Origin of the sequence: Butyrivibrio sp. (assembly GCF_017635265.1) — a bacterium.
Classification (GTDB): domain Bacteria; phylum Bacillota; class Clostridia; order Lachnospirales; family Lachnospiraceae; genus Butyrivibrio.
The window spans coordinates 64,623-90,386 of sequence record NZ_JAGBLU010000100.1 but is presented as its reverse complement, the minus strand read 5'-3'; the positions used below and the strand labels follow the sequence as shown (position 1 = coordinate 90,386).

The following is a 25,764-nucleotide window of genomic DNA, read 5'->3' as shown; positions in this document are numbered from 1 at the left end:
CAGACATGTATAACTGTTAGTAAAGCTCCTTGATGATATCTGATGAGAGGGGAATCCTCCCTTCAATCATTACTTAGATTTGGAAATAGAAACTATTAACTGTAGTCCTTAATGACTACATCATTACTATACTAGGAGGATTAATTATGGATATCAAGTTAGTATGTCTAATAGTCAGAGCAAAGAAAAAGGGTGATGGCGATTGGTACAAGGCAACGTTGTTAGGTCACAACAACAAAGGCAAACCAATCACCGCAGATTTCTTTCTTACAGAAGATGTAGGAAAAAAATGGTTAAGGACAATTTGATAGAAGATGCAGAGCTAAATGTAACACTAGGATTCGATGATTTCTTTCGTCCAACAATTACTAGCATCAGTCGAGAAAAACCATAAATCCATAAGCGCCCATAACTTTGGATAGAGCGATTTAGTATGAGCAATAGAGACAGTTAATATAAAATAAAAGCCTTGTTTTCTGTTTTGAATAAGCATGAAAGAAAACAAGGCGCATTATTTTATATTTACTGTGTCTTTGCGAATACTCCGAGATCTATCCAAAGTTATGGGCACTTATGGATTTTATGCCACTCGCAAGAAAGTATATTTATTTGTCGAGTCTTACGGTTCTTGTGCAGACTTTCTCTGCAAGGGCCTTGTTGTGGGTGATCACTGCCATGCCCATGTTTCGCTCTTTGGCAATATCAAGAAGGATATTCCAGACCTGAGCCTGGGTGATAACGTCTAGCATTGTAGATATCTCATCACAGATAAGGATTTTTGTCTTTGGTGTAAGGATCCTTGCTATGCAGAATCTTTGAAGCTCTCCGCCTGAAAGTTCTGAAGGCCAGCGGTGTAGCCATTCCTTCTCAATTCCCATTTTAGCCAAAAGAGCTTCATCAGGAGTAAAGCACTCGTTAAGCGTCTTTTCCATTCTCCATCTGGGATTTACAGAAAGCTCCGGATGCTGATAGATAAGCTGCACCGGGCAAAAACCTTTTGAAGGCAGCTCTTTTCCATCTATGAGCACCTGACCTTCTGATGGTTTCTCATATCCTGCCAGTATCCTTGCAAGAGTTGTCTTGCCAAAGCCGGATGGAGCAACAATTCCCACTCTCTCGCCTTCTTGGATAGAGAGTGAAACATCCTTCAAAACCCAGGGACTTTTTTTGTCATATCTAAAACTTATATTTTTTGCTTCAAGTTGCATGAGCGCACCTAACCTTTCCGCCTCTTACTTCACGCTCTGGCTGCGCACCGGCACAGGCATCGTCCCTGTATGGACAGCGGTCTGCGAAAAGACATCCCGAAGGAAGGCTTCCTGCATAGGGCTGAGCTCCGGGTATAGGCTTAAAGCCGTTTTGTGGAAGCGCATCATAAAGAGCCTTTGTGTATGGATGTCTAAGAGCATCTCTTCCACTTAAAAAGTCCTGTGTTGATGCAATCTCTACTATTGTACCTGCGTAAAATACTGCGATTCTGTCAGCCACGTTAAGGGCAAGGTCTATATCATGTGTGATCATAAGGATTCCTGTCCCCTGATCGGCAAGAGTCCTGAAATGCTTTAAAGTCTCCATTGCAAGCTCAAGGTCGAGACCAGGTGTAGGTTCATCGGCTATTATAAGCTTGGGATTTCCCATCACCGCGCCTGAAATGAGTACACGCCTTGCCATTCCTCCTGAGAGTTGGAACGGATACTTTTTCTCTGTATCCTTTCCTAAACGGTACTTTTCAAACAGCTCCTCCTGACGGGCTTTGCTGCCTTTAACGCCCTGAACCTGCTTTCCAACCTTCATAAGCGGGTCAAGATAATCCACAGACTGAGGGATAAAAGAGATTTCTTTTCCATAAAGATCAGGTGTAGTCTTCATGGAAAGTGGTTTTCCATCATATGTGATCTTACCGCTCACAACCGCGTTCTTAGGAAGAAGGTCGAGGACAGCGCTTGCCAAAATACTCTTTCCTGATCCGCTTGATCCAACAACAGCAAGGATCTCGCCCTCTTTTACGTCCAGTGATAGTGAGTGGATAACTTCAAGGTTTTCTTTTTTCAATGAGTCACCCCGGTACATAGAAAAAGCTACAACCAGGTCTTCAACGTTTAATAGTGTCTTTCCCATGTTCCCTCCTTACTCGTTACCACTGTTTGGATTCCAGAGTTTTTTGAGTGTCTCACCGATAAGGTCAAACAAGACAACAGCCAGTAGGAGCATAAGCCCAGGGAAAAGAGCCATCCACCACTTTCCGGTGGTGATATGGTTCATGGATTCTGCCAAAATAACTCCGATAGCCGGCATTTCTTTTGGCAGACCAAATCCAAGGAAAGTAACTGATGCTTCATGCATGATAGCATGTGGGAACAAAAGGATAAGTCCTATAAGATAAGCCGGAAGCACATGGGGAACCATATGTGTAAGGGCAATAGTCAAATAGCTTTTTCCCATTTTTCTGCTAGCCAGTACGTACTGCGTATTTCGAAGCTGCAAAACCTCCTGCCTCACGATTCGGGTAAGTGAAGGCCAGTGTGTAAGGGCAACCGCCACAGTAACGCCAACTGTTCCTCTTCCTGCCATACATGAAATAAGTATCAGCAAAACAAGATGCGGAAGTCCCATGCAAAGATCAACGCATAAATTCACAAATCGGTCCACAAATCCGCCAAATACCGCAGATGCAATTCCCATGATAAGTGCAACCACAGAGCTTACAAGAGAAGCCAAAAGACCTATCACAAGACTGTTTGAGAGTCCCTTGATGCAGCGTTTGAACATATCCCTTCCCATTGCATCCGTGCCAAAAAGATGCTGACCACTGGGGGCAAGGAGTTTATTTTCGTAGTGAACACCATACTCGCTTGGATCAATAAAAAGTCCCCAGAAAAACACCGCCAAAAGATAAGTAGCTGCTAAAACAATAAGGAGAGTAAGTCGTGTTCGTCTGTTCCACAATGATGTATTTCTCATGACTCCTCCTTTTCCCTGATCCTGGGATCACAAATTCCATACAAAATATTGGCAATAAGATTGCCAGTAAAAACAAAGAGCGCACTAATAAGAGCAATACCCATAAGAAGAGGTGCATCGCCGCTTAAAGCCGCAGCTGTAGTTGCTGTCCCGATTCCTGGATAAGCAAATACATTTTCAGCAAGTGCCATTCCGCCAAAGAGCTCGCTAAATGAAGCAAACTGCAAAGTTATAGCAGGAAGCATGACGTTTCTAAGGACATGACGTCTGATGATCTGTCCCTGGTTCTCACCACGTGCTCTTGCATACAGGATATAGTCACTTCCGATTATCTCAACAACTCTTTGTCTTGTATAAAGAACCACCTCACTTATATTGGCCACAGTAAGAGTGATCACCGGAAGCACCAGATGATAGAGCCTGTCCCAAACAGTAACTTCACTCTTAAGTTTTCCCATAGGAACAGCCATTCCGATTGGGAACCAGCCGAGGCTGACTGCAAATATAACAAGGAACATCAGTCCCAGCCAGAATGTGGGTGCTGATTTAACCATCAGGCAAAAGAGCTTTGTAATCCGATCATATATTCCGCCCTGCTTTATTCCGCAGATAACACCTATGACAAATCCCAGTATTCCTGACAATATCCACGCCAAAAGCATAAGCACTATCGAATATGAGAAGCGTTCAATAATAACGCTGCTAACTGCTTTTTTATATGTTATTGATGTTCCCATATCTCCATGAAGGATATTAACAAGCCACTTAAAAAAGCGCGTAAAAACAGGCTCATTTAATCCCCAATGCTCCACAATCTCCTGCTTAGCTTCAGGTGACAACGTTGAATTTGTTCCAATATAAGATACCAGTGGGTCAATTGGCGATTTTGCTATCAGCACAAAAGCCAAAAAGCTCACAAGTATCAGCAAAAGAAGCATACGAATCAGTTCGTATAAAATATTTCTGGTTCTCATAGCTACTTACCTCAAAAAAGATACCACCTCATTCACGGGGTGGTATCCGAATGAATTTATTATTATCTGATTGTTTTTAGTTTAATACCCAATCCTTAAGGTTGCAGATAATTGGGCTTCCATGTCCATGTGGATGTGGTATCTGTGTAGATTCAGAAATATCAAGATTATCTTTTACAAAGTATGAATGCTCGATATTTACAAGATACAGGTATGGGTACTCACTGTCTCCAATTGCCTGAGCTTCCTTCCATGCAGCATTTGCATCTGCCTGGTTTGATGCTGCAAAGGCTTTTTCAATTGCTGCATCGCAATCTGCGTTTGTATATCCTGTTACGTTGGCATACTGAGCCTCAAGGAACATCTCTGAATCATATGTTGAATAGATAACTGTTGGTGAGAACTGTCCCCAGCCCCAGACAATAGGAGTTGTATTCTCTTCTACTACAGCAACATCCCATGACTCATTGCGGACATTTATCTCAATTCCAAGGTTTTTAGCATTCTCAGCAAGAGCTGTTGCAAGCTTATAACGATCTTCATCGTTACCCGGAGCTATAAGATCAAATGAACACTTAAGATCTCCTTTTTCGCGAATTCCATCGCCATCAGAATCAATCCATCCAGCATCTTCAAGGATCTTTTTAGCCTCATCAACCTGATTGTCTTCGTAGTCATCAGTTGAAGCCCAAGGAAGATTATCTGTGAAATTAACAGCAGGCTTTCCTTCGCCGTTAAATGCATTATCAATAATTTCCTGACGATTGATACCGATTGAAAGAGCCTTACGAACTGCAATATCACTAGTAACGTTATTACCTACATTGTATTCATTGCCCTGGCTGTCCTTCATAACCTGCTCTGTAAGAGTAGGAAGACTCACATTACGAACGTCCATTGTCTCAAGTTTGTGAAGAGTCATGCTATCAATTGTCTCATTGATATATGTTGAACCAACCATGACTACGTCAAGCTGACCTGATACTGCATTGGAATAAGCTGTATCCTGATCCATTGAAATGATGTTTACCTGCTCAATATCAGGTGTGCCACCCCAGTAGCTGTCATTGATCTGCAGAATGATCTGCTGATTTGTATCATACTGAGCAACCTTATATGCACCTGTTCCTATAGGCGCTGTATCAAATGTCTCGCTGTTATATGAATCGCTTGGAACGATCTGAAGCATTGCTACTGTATCAAGGAATGGTGAATAGCACTCATTAAGTGTAAATACGACCTTGTAATCGCCATCTGCCTCTACAGACTTAAGCTTTGTAAGATCAACATTTTCATTATTGGCCTGGTTCTTTTGAACCTCTTCATAGGTAAAAACAACATCTTCTGCTGTGAACGGTGTTCCATCACTGAATGTAACTCCCTCACGAAGATTAAATGTATAAGTAAGTGCATCTTCACTTACTTCCCAATCAGTTGCCAGATCCGCAACATATTCTGAAGTAGTATCTGCCTGAATAAGCGCTTCATTTACAAATGGATATCCATAACTCATAAAGCCCTTAACCGGATCCATACTTGAATCAAATATTGATCCGCCTATATAAACATTGATGCTCTCTGAAGAATCATCTCCTGCCTCTTCTGAAGCAGAAACTGTTTCCTTCTCCACAGCAGTAGCATTATTGTCTGTTGTTGCCTCCTGCTCTGCGGCAGTAACATTATTGTCTGTAGCTACTTCCTGCCCACATCCTGCTAATGACAGAACCAGAGAAGCTCCCAAAACTAAAGAAATACTTTTCTTTTTCATAACAATCCTCCATTTTTTGATGTCTATTGGATTATAAAGTACAGAAAAGTCAATTTTAAGCCCCCTGGGGGGTTATTTTGGGATTTATTATAGAAACAAATGTACTACCGGCTATATGTATAAGCGTAAACTTCATATGGAAGTACGTATCTTATACTTGCTAAAAAGACATCGCTTTTATGCAAATAGAGAGTATTCTTGTGAAAGCAAAATACCTTCGCCAGAATACTCTCTTTGTTCTGCTTCTAAATAGTTTCCTATTTACATCTCTTTAGTTTTTATAACTTTTACTGAATCTACCACAAGTCCTGTCTGAGCAAAATAGAATTTCAGATAGAAGTTTCCCAGAAATGATGGTGCAAGCTTAACTTGGAATGTCTTGAATTTTTTGTCCATTCCTGTAAGTGTAATAGTCTGAAGCAATTGTCTGTCCTGAAAGATAGAAAGTGGGAGCTGTGCCACATCCGGCTGATTTTCAGCCTTAAGAGTTATTTCCATTTCCATCTCACACTTGGTAGGTGTTGAAAGTAAAAATACAGTTGTTTCACCTTTTTCTGTATTTATAAGCTTCGTATCAAGTGAAAGCTCTTTCTTATCAAACTTGACCTTGATCATCTCCTGAAGAGACGCATCATCATCATCCATGGCAGCCTTTAATTCCTTATCAAGAGGTGACTCTTTGCCGTTCAAATGCTCAAAAGCCGGTGTCTTAAGAAGGAATCTCAAGATATTTTCGGCACACCTTGCAAGCTCATCTCTTGTAACAAGCCCCTTTTCTATAGCATCGTCAAGGTTATCTTTGTTGGAATTCTCTTCTGCATTGGAATTGACCATGTTAAGATCATTCTGCGCACGAACCTGAGCAGCCACGTTGCTGTAGCTTCCCTCGGCATTGGCTTCATCATTGCCCATAGCCCACCAGTCGGTCATAACTATACCATCAAATCCCCACTCTCCTCTGAGGATAGTAGTAAGAAGATCATAGCTGCTTGAAGTCCATATACCGTTAACAGGGCCATATGTACTCATAACAGCTCTGGCATTACCTTCTCTTACCGCAATTTCAAAGCCCTTTAAATAAATCTCACGAAGAGCTCTCTCTGAAACAACATTGTTGACGTTATGTCTGTTAGTCTCCTGGGTATTTCCGGCAAAATGCTTTATAACACCTGTAACTCCGTACTTATGGAGTCCGCGAAGCTGTGCAGATACAAGCTTACCTGTAAGGAAAGGATCCTCAGAGAAATACTCAAAATTTCTACCATTAAGCGGGCTTCTGTGAATATTCATTCCGGGTCCCAAAAGGGCATCAATCCTGAATTTCCTAAGTTCCAGACCTTCCCATCCAAATAGTTCTTCATTAATATCTTCATTAAATGTGCAGGCCAGACACGTTCCGTTCGGAAGCGAAAAAGCATGGGTTCCGCAGTCCATACGGATTCCGGATGGTCCATCAGAACATCCTCCTACAGGAATTCCAAAATCCGAAAGAGCATCTGTTACTCCACCGTAAGCACCTGCAATTCCGGCAGTTACTTTAGGAGAACACATTCCCTCACCACGCATCATAGTCACAAGATCATGATCTGAAAGCTGAGCAATAAACTTTTCAAGACTTACCTTTTTATTTGCAACGTCTACAAGCTTATATCCCTTATCTCCGGTATATTTAAGAGCCTTTGGAAGTCTTTCATTTCTCTTTTTGTTTGGGTCAAGGGTACGAAGAGGAACATCCTCATATATTTTTTCTATGCCTGTTTTTCCACTTTTTGCTGTAAGTCTCTTGAACTTATCCACAGGAGCGTACGCTTCTTCACATTTTGAGACAACTTCAAGCTCATCAAGCTTAAACTCACCGGCTTCTTTGGCACTTCTTACATCGCTGCCGGCATAAATAGTATAAACACCTTCCTCAAGAACATATGATGACTTATGACCTGTAACTCCGCCGTCGTCATATGACGCCATCCAATATCCGGGAACGTTAAACTGCAATTTTTGGCACTGTCCCGGCTCAAGAATATCAGTCTTTGCAAAGCCGCACAGTACCCTTGAAGCTTTGCCCAGTTTTCCCAAAGGAGCCTTACAATAAACCTGCACAACTTCTTTTCCGGCTTTGTCTCCTGCGTTGGTCACAAGAACTTCAAGGCTTACTCCGTCTTTTTTGTCATATATAAAATCTCCAAGAGCAATATCAAAGCTTGTATAAGACAAGCCATAGCCAAACGGATAAAGAACCTTTTCTTTTTCAAAAGTCTCAAAATATCTGTATCCTACATAGATATCTTCTTCCTGATAGTTCTTTTTGTCAGAGCCAAAATTCTTTGTGGATGCATAATCATTAATGTCAAATGCAATTGTATCAGAAAGCTTACCTGAAGGATTGACATCTCCGCTAAGAACATCAAGAACAGCATTTCCGCCTTCCTGTCCACCCTGCCATACGTACAGCACGGATGATGGCTTGCACTCCTTCACCCATTTCATATCTATGATATTGCCTGTATTCAAAAGAACTATAGTCTGCTTAAAAGCCTTACATACAGTTTTAAGTGAAGAAAGTTCCTCTTTTGTCAAAAGGTAGCTTCCCTCAGTAATCTTGTTGTCCTGATCCTCTCCTGCTGTTCTTCCGATAATAAAAACAGCCTTATCTGATTCGTCTGCTGCCTTTTTTGCAAAAGCTTCAGTAATAGGCATTTCTTTTTGAAACCAAGGTTCAGCAGCCCATCCAAAGCCCATATCGAAAGGATTTTCTTTTACAAAATCCTCATAGGCCTTTCTTACATTTTTGTTCAATTTGAACCTCTTTGAACTATCAAGAGCCTCATAAATACCCACAACATAGCGGGCATTGACCATTCCTCCCGATCCCGTGCCACTCTTGTAGTAATTCATCTGGGCTCTTCCAAATACTGCTATCTTCTCATTCTTTTTAAGAGGAAGCGCACCGCCTTCGTTTTCAAGCATTACAATACCTTCAGCAGCCGCTTTTCTGGCTGAAAGCTTAAATTTCTCAATATCCCATGTTTTACCCATAAAATAACCTCAATCAAAAAACTATTTACTATAGATATTGACTTACTTAAACGTTTTCGTCAATACTATTTTTTTCCAACCAAAATAGTAATTGCCTTATTGATCACTTCTATATCTGTCACTCTATGAGCGCCACCGAATTCACCGTCCAAAGTCCACTCTGTATCAGTATCGGAGATGAACTTCGCTTTTTTTACCTGCTTGTAAATGATATAGGGATTGTCTGGCTCTTTTGTCGCAAGGGCTGATATAACCGCATTAAATTCCGCCAGATTTTTAGGAGCTTTGATCAGTAAAAGTTCCATCAGTCCATCATCCTGCTTGATATCTTCATCCGCTAAAAGAGTCATTCCGGCAACTGATGCAGAATTACTTACAGCTCCAAAAAGAAAATCACCTTCTTCCACAAGATCATCGGCCTCTATTTTCATGTGACAGCTATATCCTATATTCTGCGGAAGCTCTGCAATAGCACTTAAAACATAAGCCGCATAACCTAGAACATTTTTTAGTTCCTGGTCAGTTGCATAACTGACTTTGGAAAATGCTCCAAAGGCAGCAACATAGTTAAAGTACCTGTCATTCATTTTTCCGACATCATATGTATATGGTTCTCCCAAAGTCGCAACTTCTATAGCTTTTGCCTTTAATGAAGGGATTCCCAGACCTTTGGCAAAATCGTTGGTACTTCCGGATGGCACATATGAAAGGATGGGCTTTTTTTCCAGCTTCATTATCTCATTCATGACATGATTAAGCGTTCCGTCACCGCCGCTACATAAAATCAGGTCTAAAGTGCCGTCATACTTCGGAATGATTTCTTCTGAAGTCAGGTTGCTTTCCGGAAGAATCGGATAAACAACAGGTTCGTATCCGGCTAGCGCCAGCTTTGTAGCTATATCAAGCGTTTCGTTTCCGGCTTTCCCTGTTCCTGATGTCTTATTAATTAAAACCAGTGCTCTCTTTTTACACATATTCTCAATACCGGGCATTAGGAGCTGTAATGAAATGATATTTGCTTATTTTTTGAATATGTACAATATTCTCAAGTTATTTCATGGCAGTTCCTTAGCTGTTTTTCCTTTTATAAGTTCTATATGTATATGTTATGTCAAAATAAACCTGTTCATCACTCTCATCAACAAGTTCCCAATCTGGAGCCTTATCAAGGTTTGGAAAATAAGAATCTGCCTGATATTCCTTGTCGATAAAGGTAACTATAGCTGTATCGCATTCATCGATAAACTCGTTATATACACTTGATCCTCCGATGATAAATACATTATCCGTATCTTCATTTTTTACAAGGTCAAGGAGTTCATCTTTACTATGTACAACTTCAGCATTTTTGACTTCATAATCCTCCCTGGTGGAAAGAATTATATTTCTTCTGCTTGGAAGAACTACCTGTCCCGGAAAAGTTTCAAGCGTCTTTCTTCCGTAAACAATGATATTTCCTTTTGTAAGATTTCTGAAATTCTTCTGATCTGCAGGTATGCTCACAAGAAGCTTTCCTTTATTTCCTATTGCCCAATTACTGTCTACTGCTACTATTGCTTTCATGTATCCTCCTGATGTGTGTTAAATGTTTTTGAGCGATATACGGATTGCTCAAATCGCAATGGGTATGTCCTTAAACTGCTCTCCTGAAACCTCATATCCTTCTAAAGAAACATCATTGCGGGTAAACTGATAGAAGTCTTTTACATCAGGGTTAAGGGTAAACTTAGGAGCAGGAAGAGGTTTTCTTTCAATAAGCTCTTTAATAAGCGGAACGTGGCGATCATAAATATGAGCATCTGCAATAACATGCACCAGCTCACCTACATTCATATCGCAAACCTGCGCAAGCATATGCACAAGTACTGCATACTGAACAACATTCCAGTTATTGGCAGCAAGTACATCCTGAGACCTCTGATTAAGTACAGCATTCAACGTCAATCGATCCTCGCCTTTTTTCTGTGTCACATTGTAAGTAACACTATATGCGCATGGATAAAGATTCATCTCATGCAGGTCGGAAAAAACATAGGTGTTAGTCATAATTCTTCTGCTGAACGGGTTGTTTTTAAGATCATAGATAACCCTGTCCATCTGATCAAATTCACCCTCTTTATATATGCTCTTTTGACCGATCTGATAGCCATAGGCCTTACCTATAGAACCTGTCTCATCGGCCCACTCATCCCAAATGTGGCTGTTAAGATCATGAATGTTATTGCTCTTTTTCTGATATATCCACAAAACTTCATCAGTAGCACTCTTAAGGGCAGTCTTTCTAAGTGTCATAATGGGAAATTCCTTAGAAAGATCATACCTGTTTACAACACCGAATTTTTTGATGGTGTAGGCAGGTGTTCCGTCAGGCCAGTGAGGCCTTACCTTTTCTCCCTCTGTTGAAGTACCGTTTTCCAAAATATCTTTACACATATTTATAAAGATTTCATCTGCTCTGCTCATACCGTCATCCTCTTTCTTTTATTTACTCCACTTATCACAAAGTGAATTTATCTGATCGGCAAATTTTGCCTTATCTTTATTGGTCATCCCCTCGCTCTTTGCTATTATACCCATAAGTCTGGCTCCGGCAGCCTTAAGCCTTGCATAGACATCCGAAACAAGTGTAGACTCTTTTCTCTTTACCGGAATCGGAACCCCTTCTCTTGTAATAACTCCGGAAATCAGATCAACTTCCGTTCCGCTATACGGAGCGTAGGCATCAAGTCCCTGCTCTTTTTTCAGAAATTCAGCAAAGGAAGTGCATACGCTGTCTTCTCCGTGAACCACAAATACCTTCTTAGGTCTTTGCCCTGTAAAGCCGCCAATCCAATCTGCAAGCCCGTTTTTATCGGCATGACCTGACAATCCTTCAAGCTTGCATATTTCAGCCTTAACATCAATGGTTTCACCAAATAATTTTATCTGCTCCGCCCCATCGATGATTGCGCGTCCCGTTGTTCCGACGGACTGATATCCAACAAACAAAATAGTGCTCTCCTGCCTCCAGAGATTGTGCTTAAGATGATGCCTTATTCTTCCTGCCTCGCACATTCCGGAAGCCGATATTATAACCTTGGGCTCGGGATTTTCATTTATAGCCCTTGACTCTTCAGTTGTGATTGCAAGGTTAAGCCCCGGAAAAGAAATTGGATTAATTCTCTTTTTTACCAGCTCCATAGCCTCTTCATCATAACATTCCATCTGATTGTCATTAAATATCTCAGTCGCTTCTACAGCAAGCGGACTGTCAACATAGACCTTAAAATCAGGCTTATTCTTGACAAGTCCGTCCTTCTTTATCTTTCTGATAAAGTACAGCATTTCCTGAGTTCTTCCAACTGCAAAAGACGGAATAACAACATTTCCTCCACGGGCAAAAGTCCTCTCAAGTATAGCAGTAAGTTCTTTTATATAATCCGGTCTGCTGCTTGAATGCAATCTGTCACCATAGGTGGATTCCATGACTACATAATCAGCAGAATCAGTCTTTTGCGGATCCCTTATAAGCGGTTGGTCTTTATTGCCTATATCGCCTGAAAAGACAATCTTTTTAGCCACATTTTTTTCCTGTAACCAAACTTCAATACTTGCTGAGCCAAGGAGGTGTCCGATGTCTGTGAATCTTATGGTTACACCTTCACAAACTTTAACCTCTTCCCCGTATCTGCATGGAATAAAGCTCTTTATGGTCTTTTCCGCATCTTCCATGGTATATGCCGGCTCCATCTGAGCTACATCTTTACTTCTTTTGGCCTTGCGATTTCTCCACTCAGCTTCCTGCATCTGTATATGAGCGCAATCTCTGAGCATTATATCGCACAAAGAGGTGGTCGCAACTGTTGCAAATATCTTGCCGCGAAATCCCTTTGCATAAAGAAGCGGAAGATTTCCGGAATGATCTACATGGGCATGGGTAAGAAAAATATAATCAATTTCAGGAGCACTAACGGGAAGCGGAACATTTTCAAAGTAGTCCTTCCCCTGTTCCATTCCATAATCAACCAAAATTCTTTTTCCGGCTGCTTCTATGTAGTGACAGCTTCCCGTTACTTCATGGTCGGCACCAATAAACATAAGCTTCATCTGTCTCACCTCGCTTTTATCAGTATATCATAATTTTGGTTTTCATAAGACAATAGTAAACTTACTTTAATATTGGAAAAAAGAATCCATATTTGGTACAATATAGATTGACTTTAATTTAAGGAGACTTTGGAAATGTACATTAATAGATATGCCAAAAAAGCTATTGCCTCTATTATGTGTGCCGTTACAGTTATTTCAGTGGCCGCTTGTTCTTCAACAGGCTCCGGCTCAGACAATAACTCCTCAGGTGCATTATCTGTCGAAGAGGTAAGTAAAAGCGATTCAACTACCGGATCAACAGTATTAGAGGAAGCTGCTGATTCCGATGAGCCCTACGTACTTCCTGAAGGTATGTACTTCAGCGAACTTACCGGAGAACCAATAAGCGAAGATATCAAAGACCAGCGCCCTATTGCAGCAATGGTAGACAATGAAAAAACCGCTCTTCCACACTACGGTACAGCTGAAGCAGACGTAGTATACGAGCTCATGAACAGCACTGCCAATGACCGCATCACAAGACTAATGTGCCTTGTCAAGGATTGGGGCAATATTGAACAGCTTGGCAGCATCAGAAGTACCCGCCCCACAAACATTATGCTTGCTTCAGAGTGGAACGCTGTTCTCTGTCACGATGGTGGTCCGTATTACAACGACCAATACTTCTCACAGCCCTGGTCAGCTCATTTCTCCGGAACTTTTTCACGAGTAAACAACGGCAAGTCAAAAGAGTTCACAGAATACATTATAAACGGCGATCTTGAAAATAACTTCTCGGACTACGAAGGCACAGCCGGATACGAAACAACATATAATGAATATGCCAACGAAGGTGAGCATTTTAATTTTGTCACTTACGGCGAACAGATAAATCTTGATGAAAAATATTCAAGATATTATGCAGCCAATAAAGTTTCACTTCCTTTCTGGCACAACGGATCAACACTTACTTACAACCCTGAGACAGGTCTTTATGAGTATTCAGAATATGGTGAGACACATGAAGATGCCGAGGACGGCGAAGTACTTGCATTTAAGAATGTAATTCTTCAGAATTGCGATTTCGTTCAGCTTGATGACAACGGATACCTCATTTACAACTGCATCGATTCCGGTAAATATGCATGGTATCTTACAAATGGTGTTGCCAAGGACGTTACCTGGGTTAAGACAAGTGAGACCGATGTTACAAGATACTACGATGAAAACGGCGAGGAGCTTGAAATAAACACAGGTAAAACATATATCGCTCTCGTTCCGTCAGACACATGGGAAAATATTATTTTTGAATAAACAAAAGTTATGAATTCTAATCTGAACACCTATCGTAAACTTAATGGCAATACACTGAAAGTTATAGCCTGTATCTGTATGTTTATTGACCACATCGGAGCAGCCATAATCCTTCCTGCCTTTGGAGCAGGTGTTCAGAAAAACATATTTCCTTATGAACAGGCAAACTTTTATTATAAAATGTTTAGATTCATAGGAAGAAGCGCTTTTCCTATATTTGCCTACCTGTTAGTAGAGGGATTCTATCATACAAAAAACAGACTAAGATACGCTCTTAGTCTGTTTATTTTTGCTCTTATTTCAGAATATCCCTATGATCTGGCATTCAATAAGACTGAAGGTGATTTCATATACAGCTCAAATGTCATGTTTTCTCTTTTTATCGGTCTTCTCGTAATATGGGCTGTAGACTTTTTCAGAAAAGAATTTTCTATGTCAGATAAAAAGATATCCCGCATTGCATTCTATCCTGCCAGCGCCCTTGTCATAGCCGTTGGCGCCTACACGGCGCATGTTATTAACTGTGACTATCGCGAATTTGGCATTGGCATAATGCTAATCTTTTACTTCTTTCATTCCTTTGAATCCGTAAGCTTTTTAGCTTCATATTTCCTGCTCTGCGGAATCAACAATGAATTCAAATCCTTCCCTGCTTTTATTCTCCTTTTTTTCTACAATAAAAAACGAGGCAAAGATTTAGGAAAGCTTAAATATCTTTTCTATATCTTTTACCCCGCTCATCTCATCGCACTCATCTTAATACGACTTGCTATCTACGGAATATGATTAATGATCAGTTTCCAACAAGACTTGCCATAGCCTCTTGGGCTCCGCATATATCTGTGGTTGAAAGTGTATAATTCTGAAGAATATTAGTCTCAAATCTTACACAATCAGGCTCTGTCACTATAACTTCATCATACTGTGAATATCCACTATCCTTATTACCTGTGAGAACATATACTGTCTCACCTTTTTTTGCCTGAATTTTGACCTCAACAGTTGCTGTGTCCGTCAATATTGCGTTGTTACTGAATATTATCTTATAAGTACCGGGATAAAAAGCATCCTGCGATTTTGCTATTGTTCCGCTAAATGGAAGTGTTCCCTCATCAGTCTTAACAGTTACTCTCTGTGACAGCCTGATATGCTCACCGTGCTCTCTTTCTTCAGCAGAGTGTTCATAAACGCTACGGCTGATGTCTACATTGGCCTCACTGCCGGTACTAAACATAACCATCGAGCCGGCAAGTACTGTAATGCCAAAAAGAAACGCGACAAGAACAATAAGCATTGTCTTTCTTGTTTTTGTCATATAAACCCACCTATCTTGATAATTCTTTTCACAAATACAAATAAAGCTTATCACATTTTGGACACAATTTTCAAGTGGATGTTTATAAAAATTTTATATTTATTTCACTTGTTTCATTTTTTCCAGGTTTTGGGCTTTATGAATATGAGTATAGGCAAAAGCTCAAGCCTTCCGGCTAACATATCAAACATCAAAACCAGCTTGGATAGATTCGAAAACTCTGAGTAATTACCCATAGGTCCCACCATTCCAAGTCCCGGACCTATATTATTAATAGTTGCCGCCACTGATGTAACTGTAGTTTGAAAATCAAAATTATCCAGTGCAACTATAATGCATGACAATATAAATGTGGCAACATACAATACCAGATAAGCCGAAACAGATTTCACAGTTGTTCCTTCAACCGCATGTCCATCCATATAAACTCTTTTTACAGCCTTGGGATGAACAAGATAGTTAAGTTCGTTTCTCGCATTTCTGATTACAATAATGGCACGTGAAAACTTAAAGCCACCTCCTGTTGAGCCTGCACATGCTCCAATCAAGGACAGTATACAAAGCATCATCTTTGAAAACATAGGCCATTTGTCAAAGTCTAAAGTTCCGAATCCTGTTGTTGTCATGACCGAAACAACTGCAAACAGTGAATGATGGAAAGAAAGTACACCGTCTGTCAATATTCCTGCCCTGTAAATATTGATGGCTATAAGTGCTGCAGAAACAAACATGGTTCCAAAGTAGTATTTAACCTCATCTATGGCAAAGGCTTCCTTGGGCTTTCTGTTAATAAGGAAATAATAAACAGTAAAGTTCACACCGCAAAGAGCCATAAACACAATAATAACAACCTGACTTGCTATGGAATATCCGCCGATTCCTGCATCATGTATAGAAAATCCACCGGTTCCCACAGTTGAAAAAGAAATTGTCACGGCATCATATATCGGTAATCCTGTGATTATAAGGCATATTATTTCCAGAATTGTTATTGCTATATAAATCTGATAAAGAATTTTGGCTGTATCTTTTACCTTAGGAACAATCTTACCTACGACCGGTCCCGGACTTTCTGCTCTCATAAGATGCATGCTGTAACCGTCAACCATCGGCATTACCGCTATAAGAAAGACCAGAACTCCCATTCCCCCAATCCAGTGGGTAAATGTTCTCCAGAACTGAACACTGTACTCCATTCCATCAACAGATGTCAGTATACTGCCTCCTGTAGTAGTAAACCCTGAGATAGTCTCAAAAAGAGCATCAATGTAATTTGGGATAGTGCCTGTCATTACAAAGGGAATTGCACCAAGCAAACTCATAAATATCCATGCAAGAGCTGTTATTGCAAATCCTTCTTTTGCATAGATCACAGTACTCTTTGGCTTTTTATGCGAACCTACAATTCCTACCACAAGCATTATCACAATAAGCAAAAAGAAAGACTCCGCACTGTCATATTCTTTGTAAATGACTGCCACAAAAAACGGCAGCATCAGTAGTCCACCCATTATCCTGAAAAGCCTGAAAAGGATATATCTGATCATAGAATAATTCATGTCACTTCTCCAGTATGTCATTAATATCATTTAGACCAGTAAGGGTTGTAACGACGATTACTGAATCCCTGTCTCTTATAACACTGTCACCGCTGGGAGATATGATCTCGCCATAATGATTTATGCAGGCAATAAGAATTCCCTTTTTAAGGTTAAGCTCGGAAAGAGGTACCCCTATTACACGGCTTCCGCTTCTGACGATGAACTCAAGAGCTTCAACTCTCTCATCATTGAGCTTGTAAAGTGCTTCGATGTTGCTGTCTTTTGATGCAGACATACCTCTTACAAACTGCACAATCCTGTCAGCTGTAATATTTTTAGGATAAATGATACTTCCTATATCAAGTGATCCTATAATCTCACCATAATTTACTCTGTGAACCTTGGTAATTAGTTTAGCCTTTGGATTTATGGTTTTTACGTACATAGAAAGCATGATGTTTTCTTCGTCAAGGTTTGTAAGAGAAGCAAATGAACCCGCACTGGTGATTCCCTCTTCCAAAAGCATATCTTTGTCGGTACCGTCACCGTTTATGATAAGTGCCTGTGGAAGAAGCTCTGAAAGCTCTTTGCATCGCGCAGGATCTTTATCAAAAATAGTTACTTTAATACCGAATGAAATAAGCTGGCCTGCCAGATAGTATCCGGTTTCTCCACCTCCGACTATGATTGTCGAATGAACCTTGGCGGTTGGTAGACCAAGCTTTTTGAAGAAATTAAGTGTATTTCTGCTTGATCCGATAATTGTTATTTCATCTCCCGCTCTTAAGATAAAGCTACCGTCAGGGATGTATACTTCATTATTTCTCGAAACAACTGAAATAATAACCTGCCTTTTAAGATCGGCAGGTATATCTTTAAGTGCCTTATCACAAAGTCTTGAATCCTCGCTTATTACCATTTTAATAAGCTCAGCTCTGCCTCTGGCAAAAGTCTCTATCTTGGTTGCCGAAGGAAGCTTAAGCAGTCTTGCTGCTTCATTGGCAGCTGCCTCCTCAGGATTTATTACCATTGACAGACCAAGTTCTTCTTTTATGAAATTGATTTCCTTTTTGTATACGGGATTGCGAACTCTCGCAATGGTGTGACAATTACCTGCCTTTTTGGCTATAAGACAACACAAAAGATTAAGCTCATCCGAATCCGTTACCGCAACCATAAGATCCGCTTTCTCGATTCCGGCATCCTTCATGATTGAGTAACTTGCTCCGTTGCCTACTATTCCCATTACATCAAAACTGTTTACAACGTTCTGAACCACGCTGCTTTTTTCTTCGATTACAGTGATGTAGTGGCCTTCCTTACTGAGCTGCTGAGTAAGAGTCTGTCCAACATTTCCACAGCCCACTATGATAATTCGCATAACTTTCCTCCTCTGATACCGCCAGTTTAATATCTTACTAAATCCGGCCGGATGCGGATACCGTAACCGACTACAATACAGTCGCTAACGGTAACCAGCTCCAAAAGCATATAAATACTGATATATACTATAAAAATAATAATTTGAGCTTATTCAACTTACATGTATGGTTGCTGCGCTAGTTTCAAACAGTTCCTGACACTGATCATCTTCAGCTCTTTGATATGTTATTGTAAAAGTTTTGTACTTAGACAAAATCATGTAAACACTCTGATATATTGTCTGCTGCCCCGAAACTGACAGACTGGACTCTATATGATATGCCGGATATCCGTCGATTGTCACATTTTCAAAACTATCAACATTAAATTTCACATCTTCCCCAAGAGTTTCTTTATAAGATGCCGAAATTACTTTTTCATACTCTGATTTTGTAAGATTTGAAGTATTATCAATAGAAGCCTTTTCTATTGAAGCAGGATTCATTTTCTTTTCCCTGTTGGTAAGCGCTATATCTTTTCCATTATCATAAATATCATAGCTAATGGAAGATGATTCCATGGGCTCATTTCTGTTTACAAACAGCCCGGATTCTGACTCCAGCGTAAACTCCGACGGAATCACAAACGTACACTGCCTTGCCTCTTTAAGTTCATCCTTTGCGCAAACCCCGATACTACAAACAAAAGCTATTGTAAATGCCAAAGCTACCCATGTAGCGGTCTTTAGTTTTTTCATATTTCCACCCCTGTCAACACTGGTGTACTGCCTCATCCATAATTAACCAAATCGCTTGTATATGAATCTGATTAAAAATAAACAAGCCCGCACACTAATCTATTATCCATCAAAGACTTAATTCAAATACATCAAACCAATATCTTTCCATTAGAAAACTGCCAAGGTTTTCATATGTTATACCATAGTCCTCATTCCACTCATTCAGAATAACTTCCCTGCTGTTAAAACTCCCAAGGAAAAGGACTCTTTTCCCCGATAAAAGATAATTTTTTACATCTACCGAGTCCTCTATAGTATACAACCCTGAAAGCATATCATCCACCAATACTTCAGGCTCTCCGTAATACAGATAAATTTTGTGCTCATCCTCTGTTTCGTCATTATTAAGGTAATATGCAAGCAGAGCCTGTACCTGATTAAAATTACTGATTATAAGAGTATCGGAATCAAGCTCATCAAAAAATTCAGCAGTCTTTTCCATATTAACTATGCGGTACTCTTCGTTGCCAATAAAAGCATTAAAATCAGTGATTCCGACTATGGCGATCAAAAGTCCGAATATGCAAAAGGCTATCTGAATAGGCCTTGAAACTTTTTTTACAGCAAATGTTCTTCCTATTTCAATGCTTACCGCAAGATAAAATGCCCCAAGAGCCGGTATCATGTACCTGTTCACAAAAACAGGTCTTATGAGGATTGAAGCTATTATTCCAACTATTGCAAGCATTGGAAGAACCGCTATAGCAATCAGTGACTGAAAATCTCTTATTTTCTGTATTTCGTCTTCATATTGTCTTTTGATAAGCCTGTATATATTGGAAACTGCTGTAAATGCAGAAAGTGCAAACAATATAACGGCAATAATTACAGTTATCAGAGAGTTTGTGAAATATCCGCTAAAAAGATATTTTATACAGCTGCCGAAAGTTCTTATACCTACAGGCTGTATCCAATAGTTACTGCTGACGGTATTTACCTGCCCAAAAAGAACCGATAGCCATGGAATATAGGAAACAGCAGATAAATTTGCGCTTATTATAAGTGTTGAGAGCATCTTTAGGTTAAGAGGTTTTTTGCCTTTAACTTTATCCCTCATAACCTTAACATAAACAACAATCATCCAGATAAAGACGTAAGAATAAATTATTCCAACTGAAAGAGCAGCATAATAATGAGTGTAAAAAGCGGCTGTTCCATACAGATAAATTGCAGCACCATTTACCAAATCCCATTTGCCTGTTCCATTTAGGTAATTTCTCATCAGATTAAGCGCATGTATCAAAAAAGCTGTCACAAAAAACATTGCCCAGCTATACATTCGTATTTCTGTAGTATATTCAGGAAGTCCCGGCATGGTTACAATTGCAAAACAAAATATTCCGCAGCTTAACAAGCCAAAGTTTTTCCTGACAAAGGTAACTCCATAAATAAACATCAACAGAAACGGCACAATAGAAACAGACTTTGCTATTGTCTCTAACGGCACTCCCATACCATTTCCCATGAGTAAAAATATTCTAACGATTATGTAATATAAAGGCGGATGGACATCTCTTGACGTAAGGCTTATAAGTTCACTAAAACTTCTTTTGGCAAATTCCATGGAAAAGAGCTCATCATACCAAATATCCACCGAAAAGGTCAAAAGAAAAGCCCTAACCAAAAAATAAAGAGCTGAAACAATAAAACATACACCTATACAGTCTTTTACAACTTTGATCTTTTTTTCAGACATTAAAACCTCTTAAATAGGCACAGCCAATAAATAGCTGTGCCTATGATTTATTAAAGTGACTCTATAAGTTCAAGTGAATGTTCTGTATTAAGCTTTTTGCACATCTCTACAAATGTGTCCAAAGGAACATTCTGAACCTGCTTGTTTGAACCGCGTACATTGATAGATACTGTTCCTTCAGCAGCTTCCTTGTCTCCGATTACAAGAATGTATGGATCCTTGTAGTTCTTGAACTTTTTGATCTTCTCTTTCATGTTGTTGTCAGAGTAATCAGCCTCAACACGAACTCCTGCTGCCATAAGGGCTTTTTCTACCTTCTGTGCATATTCATTGTGCTCAACTCTGATAGGAACGATACCTACCTGATATGGGCTGAGCCAGAACGGGAATACACCCTTAAAGTTCTCGATAATGATACCGATGAATCTTTCAAGTGAACCATAAATAGCTCTGTGAATAACTACAGGCATCTGCATTGTTCCGTCCTGTGCCTGATATGTAAGGCCAAAGTTATGAGGAAGCTGGAAGTCAAGCTGTACGGTTCCGCACTGCCATTCTCTTCCGAGAGCGTCCTTGATCTGAAGGTCAATCTTAGGACCGTAGAAAGCGCCGTCTCCTTCATTAACTTCATATCCGCCCTCACCGTACTTTTCATCAAGAATTTCCTTAAGAGCAGCCTCAGCTCTGTTCCAAACTTCAATATCACCCATGAAGTCTTCTGGTCTTGTTGAGAGCTCAGCTCTGTATGTTACACCGAATGTCTTGTAGATCTCATCTGCGATAGAGATAACGTCTGCAATCTCCTCTTTTATCTGAGATTCCATTACGAATGTATGGTCATCATCCTGACGGAACTCCTGAACACGGAAAAGACCATTCATCTGTCCTGACTTTTCTTTACGGTGAAGAACATCATACTCGCTGTAACGGATAGGAAGTTCCTTATAGGAGTGATTTGTTCTCTTGTATGTCATCATGGCATTAGGACAGTTCATTGGCTTAGCTGCCATTGTGTCATCCTGCTCACGATTGTAGATAACTGAACCAGCCTGGATCTTGATGTTCTTTGGCTCTTCTGCAGGCTCATTGATGTTCTCAAGTACACCAGGAATCTCAGCGTCTGCCTTAAGCCATCCTGAAACACCAGGAACCATGAACATGTTGTTTACGTAATGAGCCCAGTGACCACTGATAAGCCAAAGCTTTTTATTGTTAACAAGCGGTGCTGCTATTTCTGTATAGCCATGTCTCTCCTGTACTTCTCTTGAATACTTAAGAAGTGCCTGATACATCTTCCATCCTCTTGGAAGCCAGTAAGGCATTCCGGGAGCAGTTTCATCAAACATAAAAAGATCAAGCGCTGCACCGATTTTCTTGTGATCTCTCTCCATAGCTTCCTGAATCATCTTGATGTGCTGTTTAAGCTCATCTTTGCTTGGGAAAGCATAAAGATAGATTCTTGAAAGCTGATCTCTGTGCTCATCGCCTCTCCAGTATGCACCTGACACAGACTTGATCTGATAAGAAGCATTAAAGAGTTCCTGAGAATTTTCTACGTGAGGTCCGCGGCAAAGATCCACATAATCCTCACCTGTATAGTAAACAGTGATTACCTCGTCCTCCGGAAGGTCATTGATAAGTTCTGTTTTGAACTTCTGATTCTTGAACATTTCAAGTGCCTCCGACTTTGAGACCTCTTTGCGTGTCCAATCCTCTCTTCTTTTGATGATCTCGCGCATCTTATCTTCAATAGTCTTGAAGTCATCCTGTGTTACAGCCTTTGGAAGAACGAAATCATAGTAGCATCCATCCTCGATCTGAGGTCCGATAGCATACTGAACTTCCTCACCGTAAAGCTCGATAACTGCCTTGGCAAGAATGTGCGCAAGTGAGTGACGGTAAACTTGTAAATACTCTTCTTTATTCATTTTTTCATCCTTTCGTGCTACCCCTACCGGGAGCAGCCTCTTTCATTATTTATATTGTATTAATCAACAAATAGAAATACCGACATTTACATATGAATGAGCAAGCCCTTCATACATAAACTCAATATTTCTACCTGTCAGATCAATATCTCAAATTAAGCGTTTTTGCCGTGGCACTTCTTGTACTTTTTGCCACTCCCGCATGGACATGGATCGTTAGGATATACCTTGTTTTCTTTTCTGACTGTGTGTGAAGCCTTCTCCTCTTTGTAAAGAGCCTTTCTCTTGTCCTCATCAAAGATAGCTTCCCACTCTGTAAGGTTGTAAAGCCAGTCAGCACCGGCATTTACCATGTTCTTATAAAGAAGTTCCTTGTCAAAGCCAAGGTTAACCTCTGTATCCTCTTCCATATCATCGATTGGATTCTGCTCTTTAAGGGAATCGTTGATACCATCAAGGAATCCAACCATAGTCATGATATCTACGCCGTACTTTTCAGCCAGTTCTTTTACAGTTCCCTTTACAACTTCATCGGGGTTCTTTAAAAGAGTTGCGTAAATATCACGCTCTTTCTGAAAATACTCTGTCCATAATTTCTGAAGGCTACCCTTATCAGCAGTCTCAGAATAAGCCATATCACGCCATTTTTTAAGTAATGCCATAATCTAATACTCCTATTTCTTTTTTATTATAAATTTTTATCTTTTTTCAAAGCATACACGTTATTTTAATATATTTGCCCAGATATGTAAACCAATGTTATTCTGTATTGTTCCTTATAAATACTCTGCAAACACAACAATGTATCTGAAATATAAACTTACCGGATACTCTAACTTACTTGCCTGACTCTCTGGCAACAATATATATTCGCTCGCTGTTATCTGTCGGCTCATTATGATCATCCGCATCAATGGCTGTTACAAATTCAAGTCCCGCTTTTTTTACAAATGAGATCATTTCTTCAAGAGTGTAGCCTCTTTGATAGTGCGTCTCAACTGACCTTTTGAACAGCTCTTTTTCCTTATCACAGAGAGCATATATTGTCAGATCATATTCATTTATATGCACATCTTCGTGATAATAATTATCCCAGATAAAACTGCAATCTTCGCGGTTTTCTGCAATTGTCACATCACCTATAACATCTCTGTACTTATGAAGTGTATTGAAATCAAATATGAATATCCCTTTGGGAAAAAGAAAGTTATTCACAAGCTTAAAGGTTTCTATAACATCACTGTCTTCAAGGAGATAATTTATGCTGTCGCAGACACTGATAACAGTTCCGGCAGTACAGTAAAGATCAAGTTCTCTCATGTCCTGTTCAAGAAACATCAGATTCAATCCTTCTCTTGCTGCTTTATTTCTGGCAATATCAAGCATATCGGGAGACAAATCGATTCCCATTATGTCATAGCCTTTTTTTGCCATCCTGATTGTAAAGCTGCCGGTGCCACATCCAAGCTCCACCACAAGATTTTTCTCCTGATCAAGGGCTTCCTGGCTTCCATCTTCTATTACATCTGCCTCTAAATCAGATTCAGCATTTTCATTCTTGTCAAAAGCCATTGCTTTTTCATTGACATTCTCAATTTTTACAGGCCTGCTGACACCATATTTTTCAATTAATTCTGCAATAAAATTACCCCATACTTCGTATGGGGTTTCATCCATGAATGTATCATATACACTTGCAAAATCTGTATAAGCTTCCATGTTTAATCCTTTTTTTAGCTGATCACTATTGGTTTACTCTTACTAAGCCGATTTCCAAACAATTAGAACAGACTTCCGATCAACATAACAATCTTGGTTCCAAGTCCCATTATAATACCTGCAAGTACTACGCCGCAAACAACTGCCCTAACGCTCTTTTTGAAATCCATATCAAGGATTGAAGCAGCAAGTGTGCCTGTCCATGCACCTGTTCCAGGAAGTGGAATTCCTACAAACAGGAATAGTGCCCAGTATAAACCTTTTCCCGCTTTCTCTTTTAACTTTTCTCCGCCCTTATGTCCCTTCTCAAGACAGAAAGTAAAGAAACCACCGATCACAGGCTTATCTTTACCCCATTCAAGAACTTTTCTGGCAAAAAAGAAAATAAATGGCATCGGTACCATATTTCCGATGATTGCGATAATGTAACTCGGAAGAACAGGAAGTCCCATTGCAATTGCGTAAGGCACTGCTCCTCTGAGCTCCACAAGGGGAACCATTGAAATCAAAAATACAATGATATACTTTTTTAACATAAATATAATCTCCTAATCGTGAATGTGCTCTCAATTATTGAATGTCTGACTGACAATTTTACTACTCATATGATTGACAATTGTTTTCATTCATGTGACAAACAATTGTCTACTCATTCATTTGACCGGCAATTGTTTATTCATTCATTTGACCGGCAATTGTCTACTCATTCATTTGAACAGCAATTGCCTACTCTTTCATTTGGCAGGCAATTGTCTACTCATTCATTTGAACAGTAATTGCCTACTCATTCATTTGACAGGCAATTGTTTTCAGTCAGCAACTCAAAAATTTTATCATTAAACTGTATTAATCGCAATCATGTATTATGTACAGCTTTGTTTCATAATATTGTATGCAGTTTTACCTACAGGCAAATATAAAAAACATTTTTGCATTTCTGAATGTTGTGATCAAGGTAAGTATTCACTAAACTACCTTTTTACCCGGCCTTTATTCATTGCCTTGGGTAAATATAAAATAAATACTCTTTTTACCCAAGCTCTTTCCATCACCTCGGGTAAATAAACAATAAATGCTCTTTTTACCCGAGCTCTTTCCATCACCTCGGGTAAATAAACAATAAATGCTCTTTTTACCCAAGCTCTTTCCATCACTTCGGGTAAATAAACAATAAATGCTCTTTTTACCCGAACTCTTTCCATTCTCACTAAGTTTTCTTGGGTAATATATCAAGAAATTATTTATTTACCCTAAGTACATTTATTTGCTCGGGTAAATCATTG

Annotated in this window: 23 protein-coding genes; 3 read left to right on the top strand and 20 right to left on the bottom strand. The window is 39.8% G+C overall.

The genetic code is table 11. From position 1 onward, the window contains the following. Nucleotides 1-146 precede the first annotated feature (146 nt). On the top strand, nucleotides 147-308 hold the full coding sequence (locus J6O61_RS12055; protein ID WP_292213514.1) for a hypothetical protein: 162 nt from the start codon (nucleotides 147-149) through the stop codon (nucleotides 306-308). 297 nt (nucleotides 309-605) lie between these two features. Here J6O61_RS12055 and J6O61_RS12050 read toward each other — a convergent pair whose 3' ends face one another. The 10 genes from J6O61_RS12050 to J6O61_RS12005 form a co-directional block, all read right to left on the bottom strand. After that, nucleotides 606-1,208, bottom strand: a complete 603-nt coding sequence (locus J6O61_RS12050; protein WP_292213512.1) for an ABC transporter ATP-binding protein — start codon at nucleotides 1,206-1,208, stop codon at nucleotides 606-608. Next, a complete protein-coding gene (locus J6O61_RS12045) occupies nucleotides 1,198-2,118 on the bottom strand; it encodes an ABC transporter ATP-binding protein (RefSeq protein ID WP_292213509.1) in 921 nt (306 codons plus the stop codon). The genes J6O61_RS12050 and J6O61_RS12045 overlap by 11 nt, the downstream gene beginning before the upstream one ends. A 9-nt stretch (nucleotides 2,119-2,127) precedes the next feature. Further along, entirely contained in the window at nucleotides 2,128-2,961 is an 834-nt protein-coding gene (locus J6O61_RS12040; protein WP_292213504.1) for an ABC transporter permease, read from the bottom strand. Continuing rightward, the gene (locus J6O61_RS12035) at nucleotides 2,958-3,935 is read right to left on the bottom strand and encodes an ABC transporter permease (RefSeq protein ID WP_292145801.1); all 978 of its coding nucleotides are present in this window, start codon (nucleotides 3,933-3,935) and stop codon (nucleotides 2,958-2,960) included. Before J6O61_RS12035 ends, J6O61_RS12040 begins: the two co-directional genes overlap by 4 nt. A gap of 76 nt (nucleotides 3,936-4,011) precedes the next feature. Continuing rightward, nucleotides 4,012-5,703 (bottom strand): ABC transporter substrate-binding protein, encoded by a 1,692-nt coding sequence (locus J6O61_RS12030; RefSeq protein WP_292213501.1) that lies wholly within the window; start codon nucleotides 5,701-5,703, stop codon nucleotides 4,012-4,014. A 261-nt stretch (nucleotides 5,704-5,964) separates the two neighbouring features. Further along, nucleotides 5,965-8,739: a glycoside hydrolase family 3 protein gene (locus J6O61_RS12025; RefSeq protein ID WP_292213498.1), complete on the bottom strand. Its 2,775-nt coding sequence runs from the start codon at nucleotides 8,737-8,739 to the stop codon at nucleotides 5,965-5,967. Nucleotides 8,740-8,804: 65 nt separating this feature from the next. Then, entirely contained in the window at nucleotides 8,805-9,731 is a 927-nt protein-coding gene (locus J6O61_RS12020; protein ID WP_292213497.1) for a diacylglycerol/lipid kinase family protein, read from the bottom strand. A 76-nt stretch (nucleotides 9,732-9,807) separates the two neighbouring features. Further along, nucleotides 9,808-10,302 (bottom strand): dihydrofolate reductase, encoded by a 495-nt coding sequence (locus tag J6O61_RS12015; RefSeq protein ID WP_292213495.1) that lies wholly within the window; start codon nucleotides 10,300-10,302, stop codon nucleotides 9,808-9,810. Between the two features lie 48 nt (nucleotides 10,303-10,350). After that, on the bottom strand, nucleotides 10,351-11,202 hold the full coding sequence (thyA, locus tag J6O61_RS12010; protein ID WP_292213493.1) for a thymidylate synthase: 852 nt from the start codon (nucleotides 11,200-11,202) through the stop codon (nucleotides 10,351-10,353). An 18-nt stretch (nucleotides 11,203-11,220) separates the two neighbouring features. Further along, nucleotides 11,221-12,825: an MBL fold metallo-hydrolase RNA specificity domain-containing protein gene (locus tag J6O61_RS12005; RefSeq protein WP_292213490.1), complete on the bottom strand. Its 1,605-nt coding sequence runs from the start codon at nucleotides 12,823-12,825 to the stop codon at nucleotides 11,221-11,223. Nucleotides 12,826-12,960: 135 nt separating this feature from the next. Between J6O61_RS12005 and J6O61_RS12000 the strand changes: the two genes are divergently transcribed. Together J6O61_RS12000 and J6O61_RS11995 are read left to right on the top strand one after the other, a co-directional pair. Further along, nucleotides 12,961-14,121 carry a DUF3048 domain-containing protein gene (locus J6O61_RS12000; RefSeq protein WP_292213486.1) on the top strand — a complete coding sequence of 387 codons (1,161 nt, stop codon included), beginning with the start codon at nucleotides 12,961-12,963 and terminating at the stop codon, nucleotides 14,119-14,121. A 9-nt stretch (nucleotides 14,122-14,130) separates the two neighbouring features. Next, a complete protein-coding gene (locus J6O61_RS11995; RefSeq protein WP_292213483.1) occupies nucleotides 14,131-14,907 on the top strand; it encodes a TraX family protein in 777 nt (258 codons plus the stop codon). Between the two features lie 7 nt (nucleotides 14,908-14,914). On the opposite strand, the gene J6O61_RS11990 is transcribed toward J6O61_RS11995, so the two are convergent. From J6O61_RS11990 to J6O61_RS11945, 10 genes are all read right to left on the bottom strand, one after another. Beyond that, nucleotides 14,915-15,436 (bottom strand): hypothetical protein, encoded by a 522-nt coding sequence (locus tag J6O61_RS11990; protein ID WP_292213480.1) that lies wholly within the window; start codon nucleotides 15,434-15,436, stop codon nucleotides 14,915-14,917. Between the two features lie 113 nt (nucleotides 15,437-15,549). Next, nucleotides 15,550-16,995, bottom strand: coding sequence for a TrkH family potassium uptake protein (locus J6O61_RS11985; protein WP_292213477.1), 1,446 nt, complete (start codon nucleotides 16,993-16,995; stop codon nucleotides 15,550-15,552). A 1-nt stretch (nucleotide 16,996) separates the two neighbouring features. Next, the gene (gene trkA / locus J6O61_RS11980; protein WP_292213474.1) at nucleotides 16,997-18,358 is read right to left on the bottom strand and encodes a Trk system potassium transporter TrkA; all 1,362 of its coding nucleotides are present in this window, start codon (nucleotides 18,356-18,358) and stop codon (nucleotides 16,997-16,999) included. Between the two features lie 153 nt (nucleotides 18,359-18,511). Continuing rightward, nucleotides 18,512-19,096, bottom strand: coding sequence for a hypothetical protein (locus tag J6O61_RS11975; protein WP_292213471.1), 585 nt, complete (start codon nucleotides 19,094-19,096; stop codon nucleotides 18,512-18,514). 109 nt (nucleotides 19,097-19,205) lie between these two features. Then, nucleotides 19,206-20,834, bottom strand: coding sequence for a glycosyltransferase family 39 protein (locus J6O61_RS11970; protein ID WP_292213469.1), 1,629 nt, complete (start codon nucleotides 20,832-20,834; stop codon nucleotides 19,206-19,208). 50 nt (nucleotides 20,835-20,884) lie between these two features. After that, complete coding sequence (locus J6O61_RS11965; protein ID WP_292213465.1) at nucleotides 20,885-22,762, bottom strand: threonine--tRNA ligase; 1,878 nt, start codon at nucleotides 22,760-22,762, stop codon at nucleotides 20,885-20,887. Nucleotides 22,763-22,917: 155 nt separating this feature from the next. Next, nucleotides 22,918-23,424, bottom strand: a complete 507-nt coding sequence (locus tag J6O61_RS11960) for an SEC-C metal-binding domain-containing protein (protein WP_292213460.1) — start codon at nucleotides 23,422-23,424, stop codon at nucleotides 22,918-22,920. Nucleotides 23,425-23,599: 175 nt separating this feature from the next. Beyond that, entirely contained in the window at nucleotides 23,600-24,481 is an 882-nt protein-coding gene (locus J6O61_RS11955) for a class I SAM-dependent DNA methyltransferase (RefSeq protein WP_292213458.1), read from the bottom strand. A gap of 62 nt (nucleotides 24,482-24,543) precedes the next feature. Next, nucleotides 24,544-25,017 (bottom strand): COG2426 family protein, encoded by a 474-nt coding sequence (locus J6O61_RS11950; protein WP_292196101.1) that lies wholly within the window; start codon nucleotides 25,015-25,017, stop codon nucleotides 24,544-24,546. Between the two features lie 435 nt (nucleotides 25,018-25,452). Continuing rightward, nucleotides 25,453-25,632, bottom strand: coding sequence for a hypothetical protein (locus tag J6O61_RS11945; protein WP_292213457.1), 180 nt, complete (start codon nucleotides 25,630-25,632; stop codon nucleotides 25,453-25,455). Between the last annotated feature and the right edge of the window lie 132 nt (nucleotides 25,633-25,764).

Excerpts from the sequence above, each read along its gene's own strand:
- J6O61_RS11965 (WP_292213465.1), bottom strand. The coding sequence starts at position 22,762 with ATGAATAAAGAAGAGTATTTACAAGTTTACCGTCACTCACTTGCGCAC.
- J6O61_RS11960 (WP_292213460.1), bottom strand. The coding sequence starts at position 23,424 with ATGGCATTACTTAAAAAATGGCGTGATATGGCTTATTCTGAGACTGCT.
- J6O61_RS12045 (WP_292213509.1), bottom strand. The coding sequence starts at position 2,118 with ATGGGAAAGACACTATTAAACGTTGAAGACCTGGTTGTAGCTTTTTCT.
- J6O61_RS12025 (WP_292213498.1), bottom strand. The coding sequence starts at position 8,739 with ATGGGTAAAACATGGGATATTGAGAAATTTAAGCTTTCAGCCAGAAAA.
- J6O61_RS12015 (WP_292213495.1), bottom strand. The coding sequence starts at position 10,302 with ATGAAAGCAATAGTAGCAGTAGACAGTAATTGGGCAATAGGAAATAAA.
- J6O61_RS12030 (WP_292213501.1), bottom strand. The coding sequence starts at position 5,703 with ATGAAAAAGAAAAGTATTTCTTTAGTTTTGGGAGCTTCTCTGGTTCTG.
- J6O61_RS11995 (WP_292213483.1), top strand. The coding sequence starts at position 14,131 with ATGAATTCTAATCTGAACACCTATCGTAAACTTAATGGCAATACACTG.
- J6O61_RS12005 (WP_292213490.1), bottom strand. The coding sequence starts at position 12,825 with ATGAAGCTTATGTTTATTGGTGCCGACCATGAAGTAACGGGAAGCTGT.
- J6O61_RS11955 (WP_292213458.1), bottom strand. The coding sequence starts at position 24,481 with ATGGAAGCTTATACAGATTTTGCAAGTGTATATGATACATTCATGGAT.
- J6O61_RS11975 (WP_292213471.1), bottom strand. The coding sequence starts at position 19,096 with ATGAAAAAACTAAAGACCGCTACATGGGTAGCTTTGGCATTTACAATA.
- J6O61_RS11950 (WP_292196101.1), bottom strand. The coding sequence starts at position 25,017 with ATGTTAAAAAAGTATATCATTGTATTTTTGATTTCAATGGTTCCCCTT.
- J6O61_RS12000 (WP_292213486.1), top strand. The coding sequence starts at position 12,961 with ATGTACATTAATAGATATGCCAAAAAAGCTATTGCCTCTATTATGTGT.
- J6O61_RS12040 (WP_292213504.1), bottom strand. The coding sequence starts at position 2,961 with ATGAGAAATACATCATTGTGGAACAGACGAACACGACTTACTCTCCTT.
- J6O61_RS11990 (WP_292213480.1), bottom strand. The coding sequence starts at position 15,436 with ATGACAAAAACAAGAAAGACAATGCTTATTGTTCTTGTCGCGTTTCTT.
- J6O61_RS12020 (WP_292213497.1), bottom strand. The coding sequence starts at position 9,731 with ATGCCCGGTATTGAGAATATGTGTAAAAAGAGAGCACTGGTTTTAATT.
- J6O61_RS11945 (WP_292213457.1), bottom strand. The coding sequence starts at position 25,632 with ATGGAAAGAGCTTGGGTAAAAAGAGCATTTATTGTTTATTTACCCGAG.
- thyA (WP_292213493.1), bottom strand. The coding sequence starts at position 11,202 with ATGAGCAGAGCAGATGAAATCTTTATAAATATGTGTAAAGATATTTTG.
- J6O61_RS11985 (WP_292213477.1), bottom strand. The coding sequence starts at position 16,995 with ATGAATTATTCTATGATCAGATATATCCTTTTCAGGCTTTTCAGGATA.
- J6O61_RS12050 (WP_292213512.1), bottom strand. The coding sequence starts at position 1,208 with ATGCAACTTGAAGCAAAAAATATAAGTTTTAGATATGACAAAAAAAGT.
- J6O61_RS12035 (WP_292145801.1), bottom strand. The coding sequence starts at position 3,935 with ATGAGAACCAGAAATATTTTATACGAACTGATTCGTATGCTTCTTTTG.
- J6O61_RS12055 (WP_292213514.1), top strand. The coding sequence starts at position 147 with ATGGATATCAAGTTAGTATGTCTAATAGTCAGAGCAAAGAAAAAGGGT.
- trkA (WP_292213474.1), bottom strand. The coding sequence starts at position 18,358 with ATGCGAATTATCATAGTGGGCTGTGGAAATGTTGGACAGACTCTTACT.
- J6O61_RS11970 (WP_292213469.1), bottom strand. The coding sequence starts at position 20,834 with ATGTCTGAAAAAAAGATCAAAGTTGTAAAAGACTGTATAGGTGTATGT.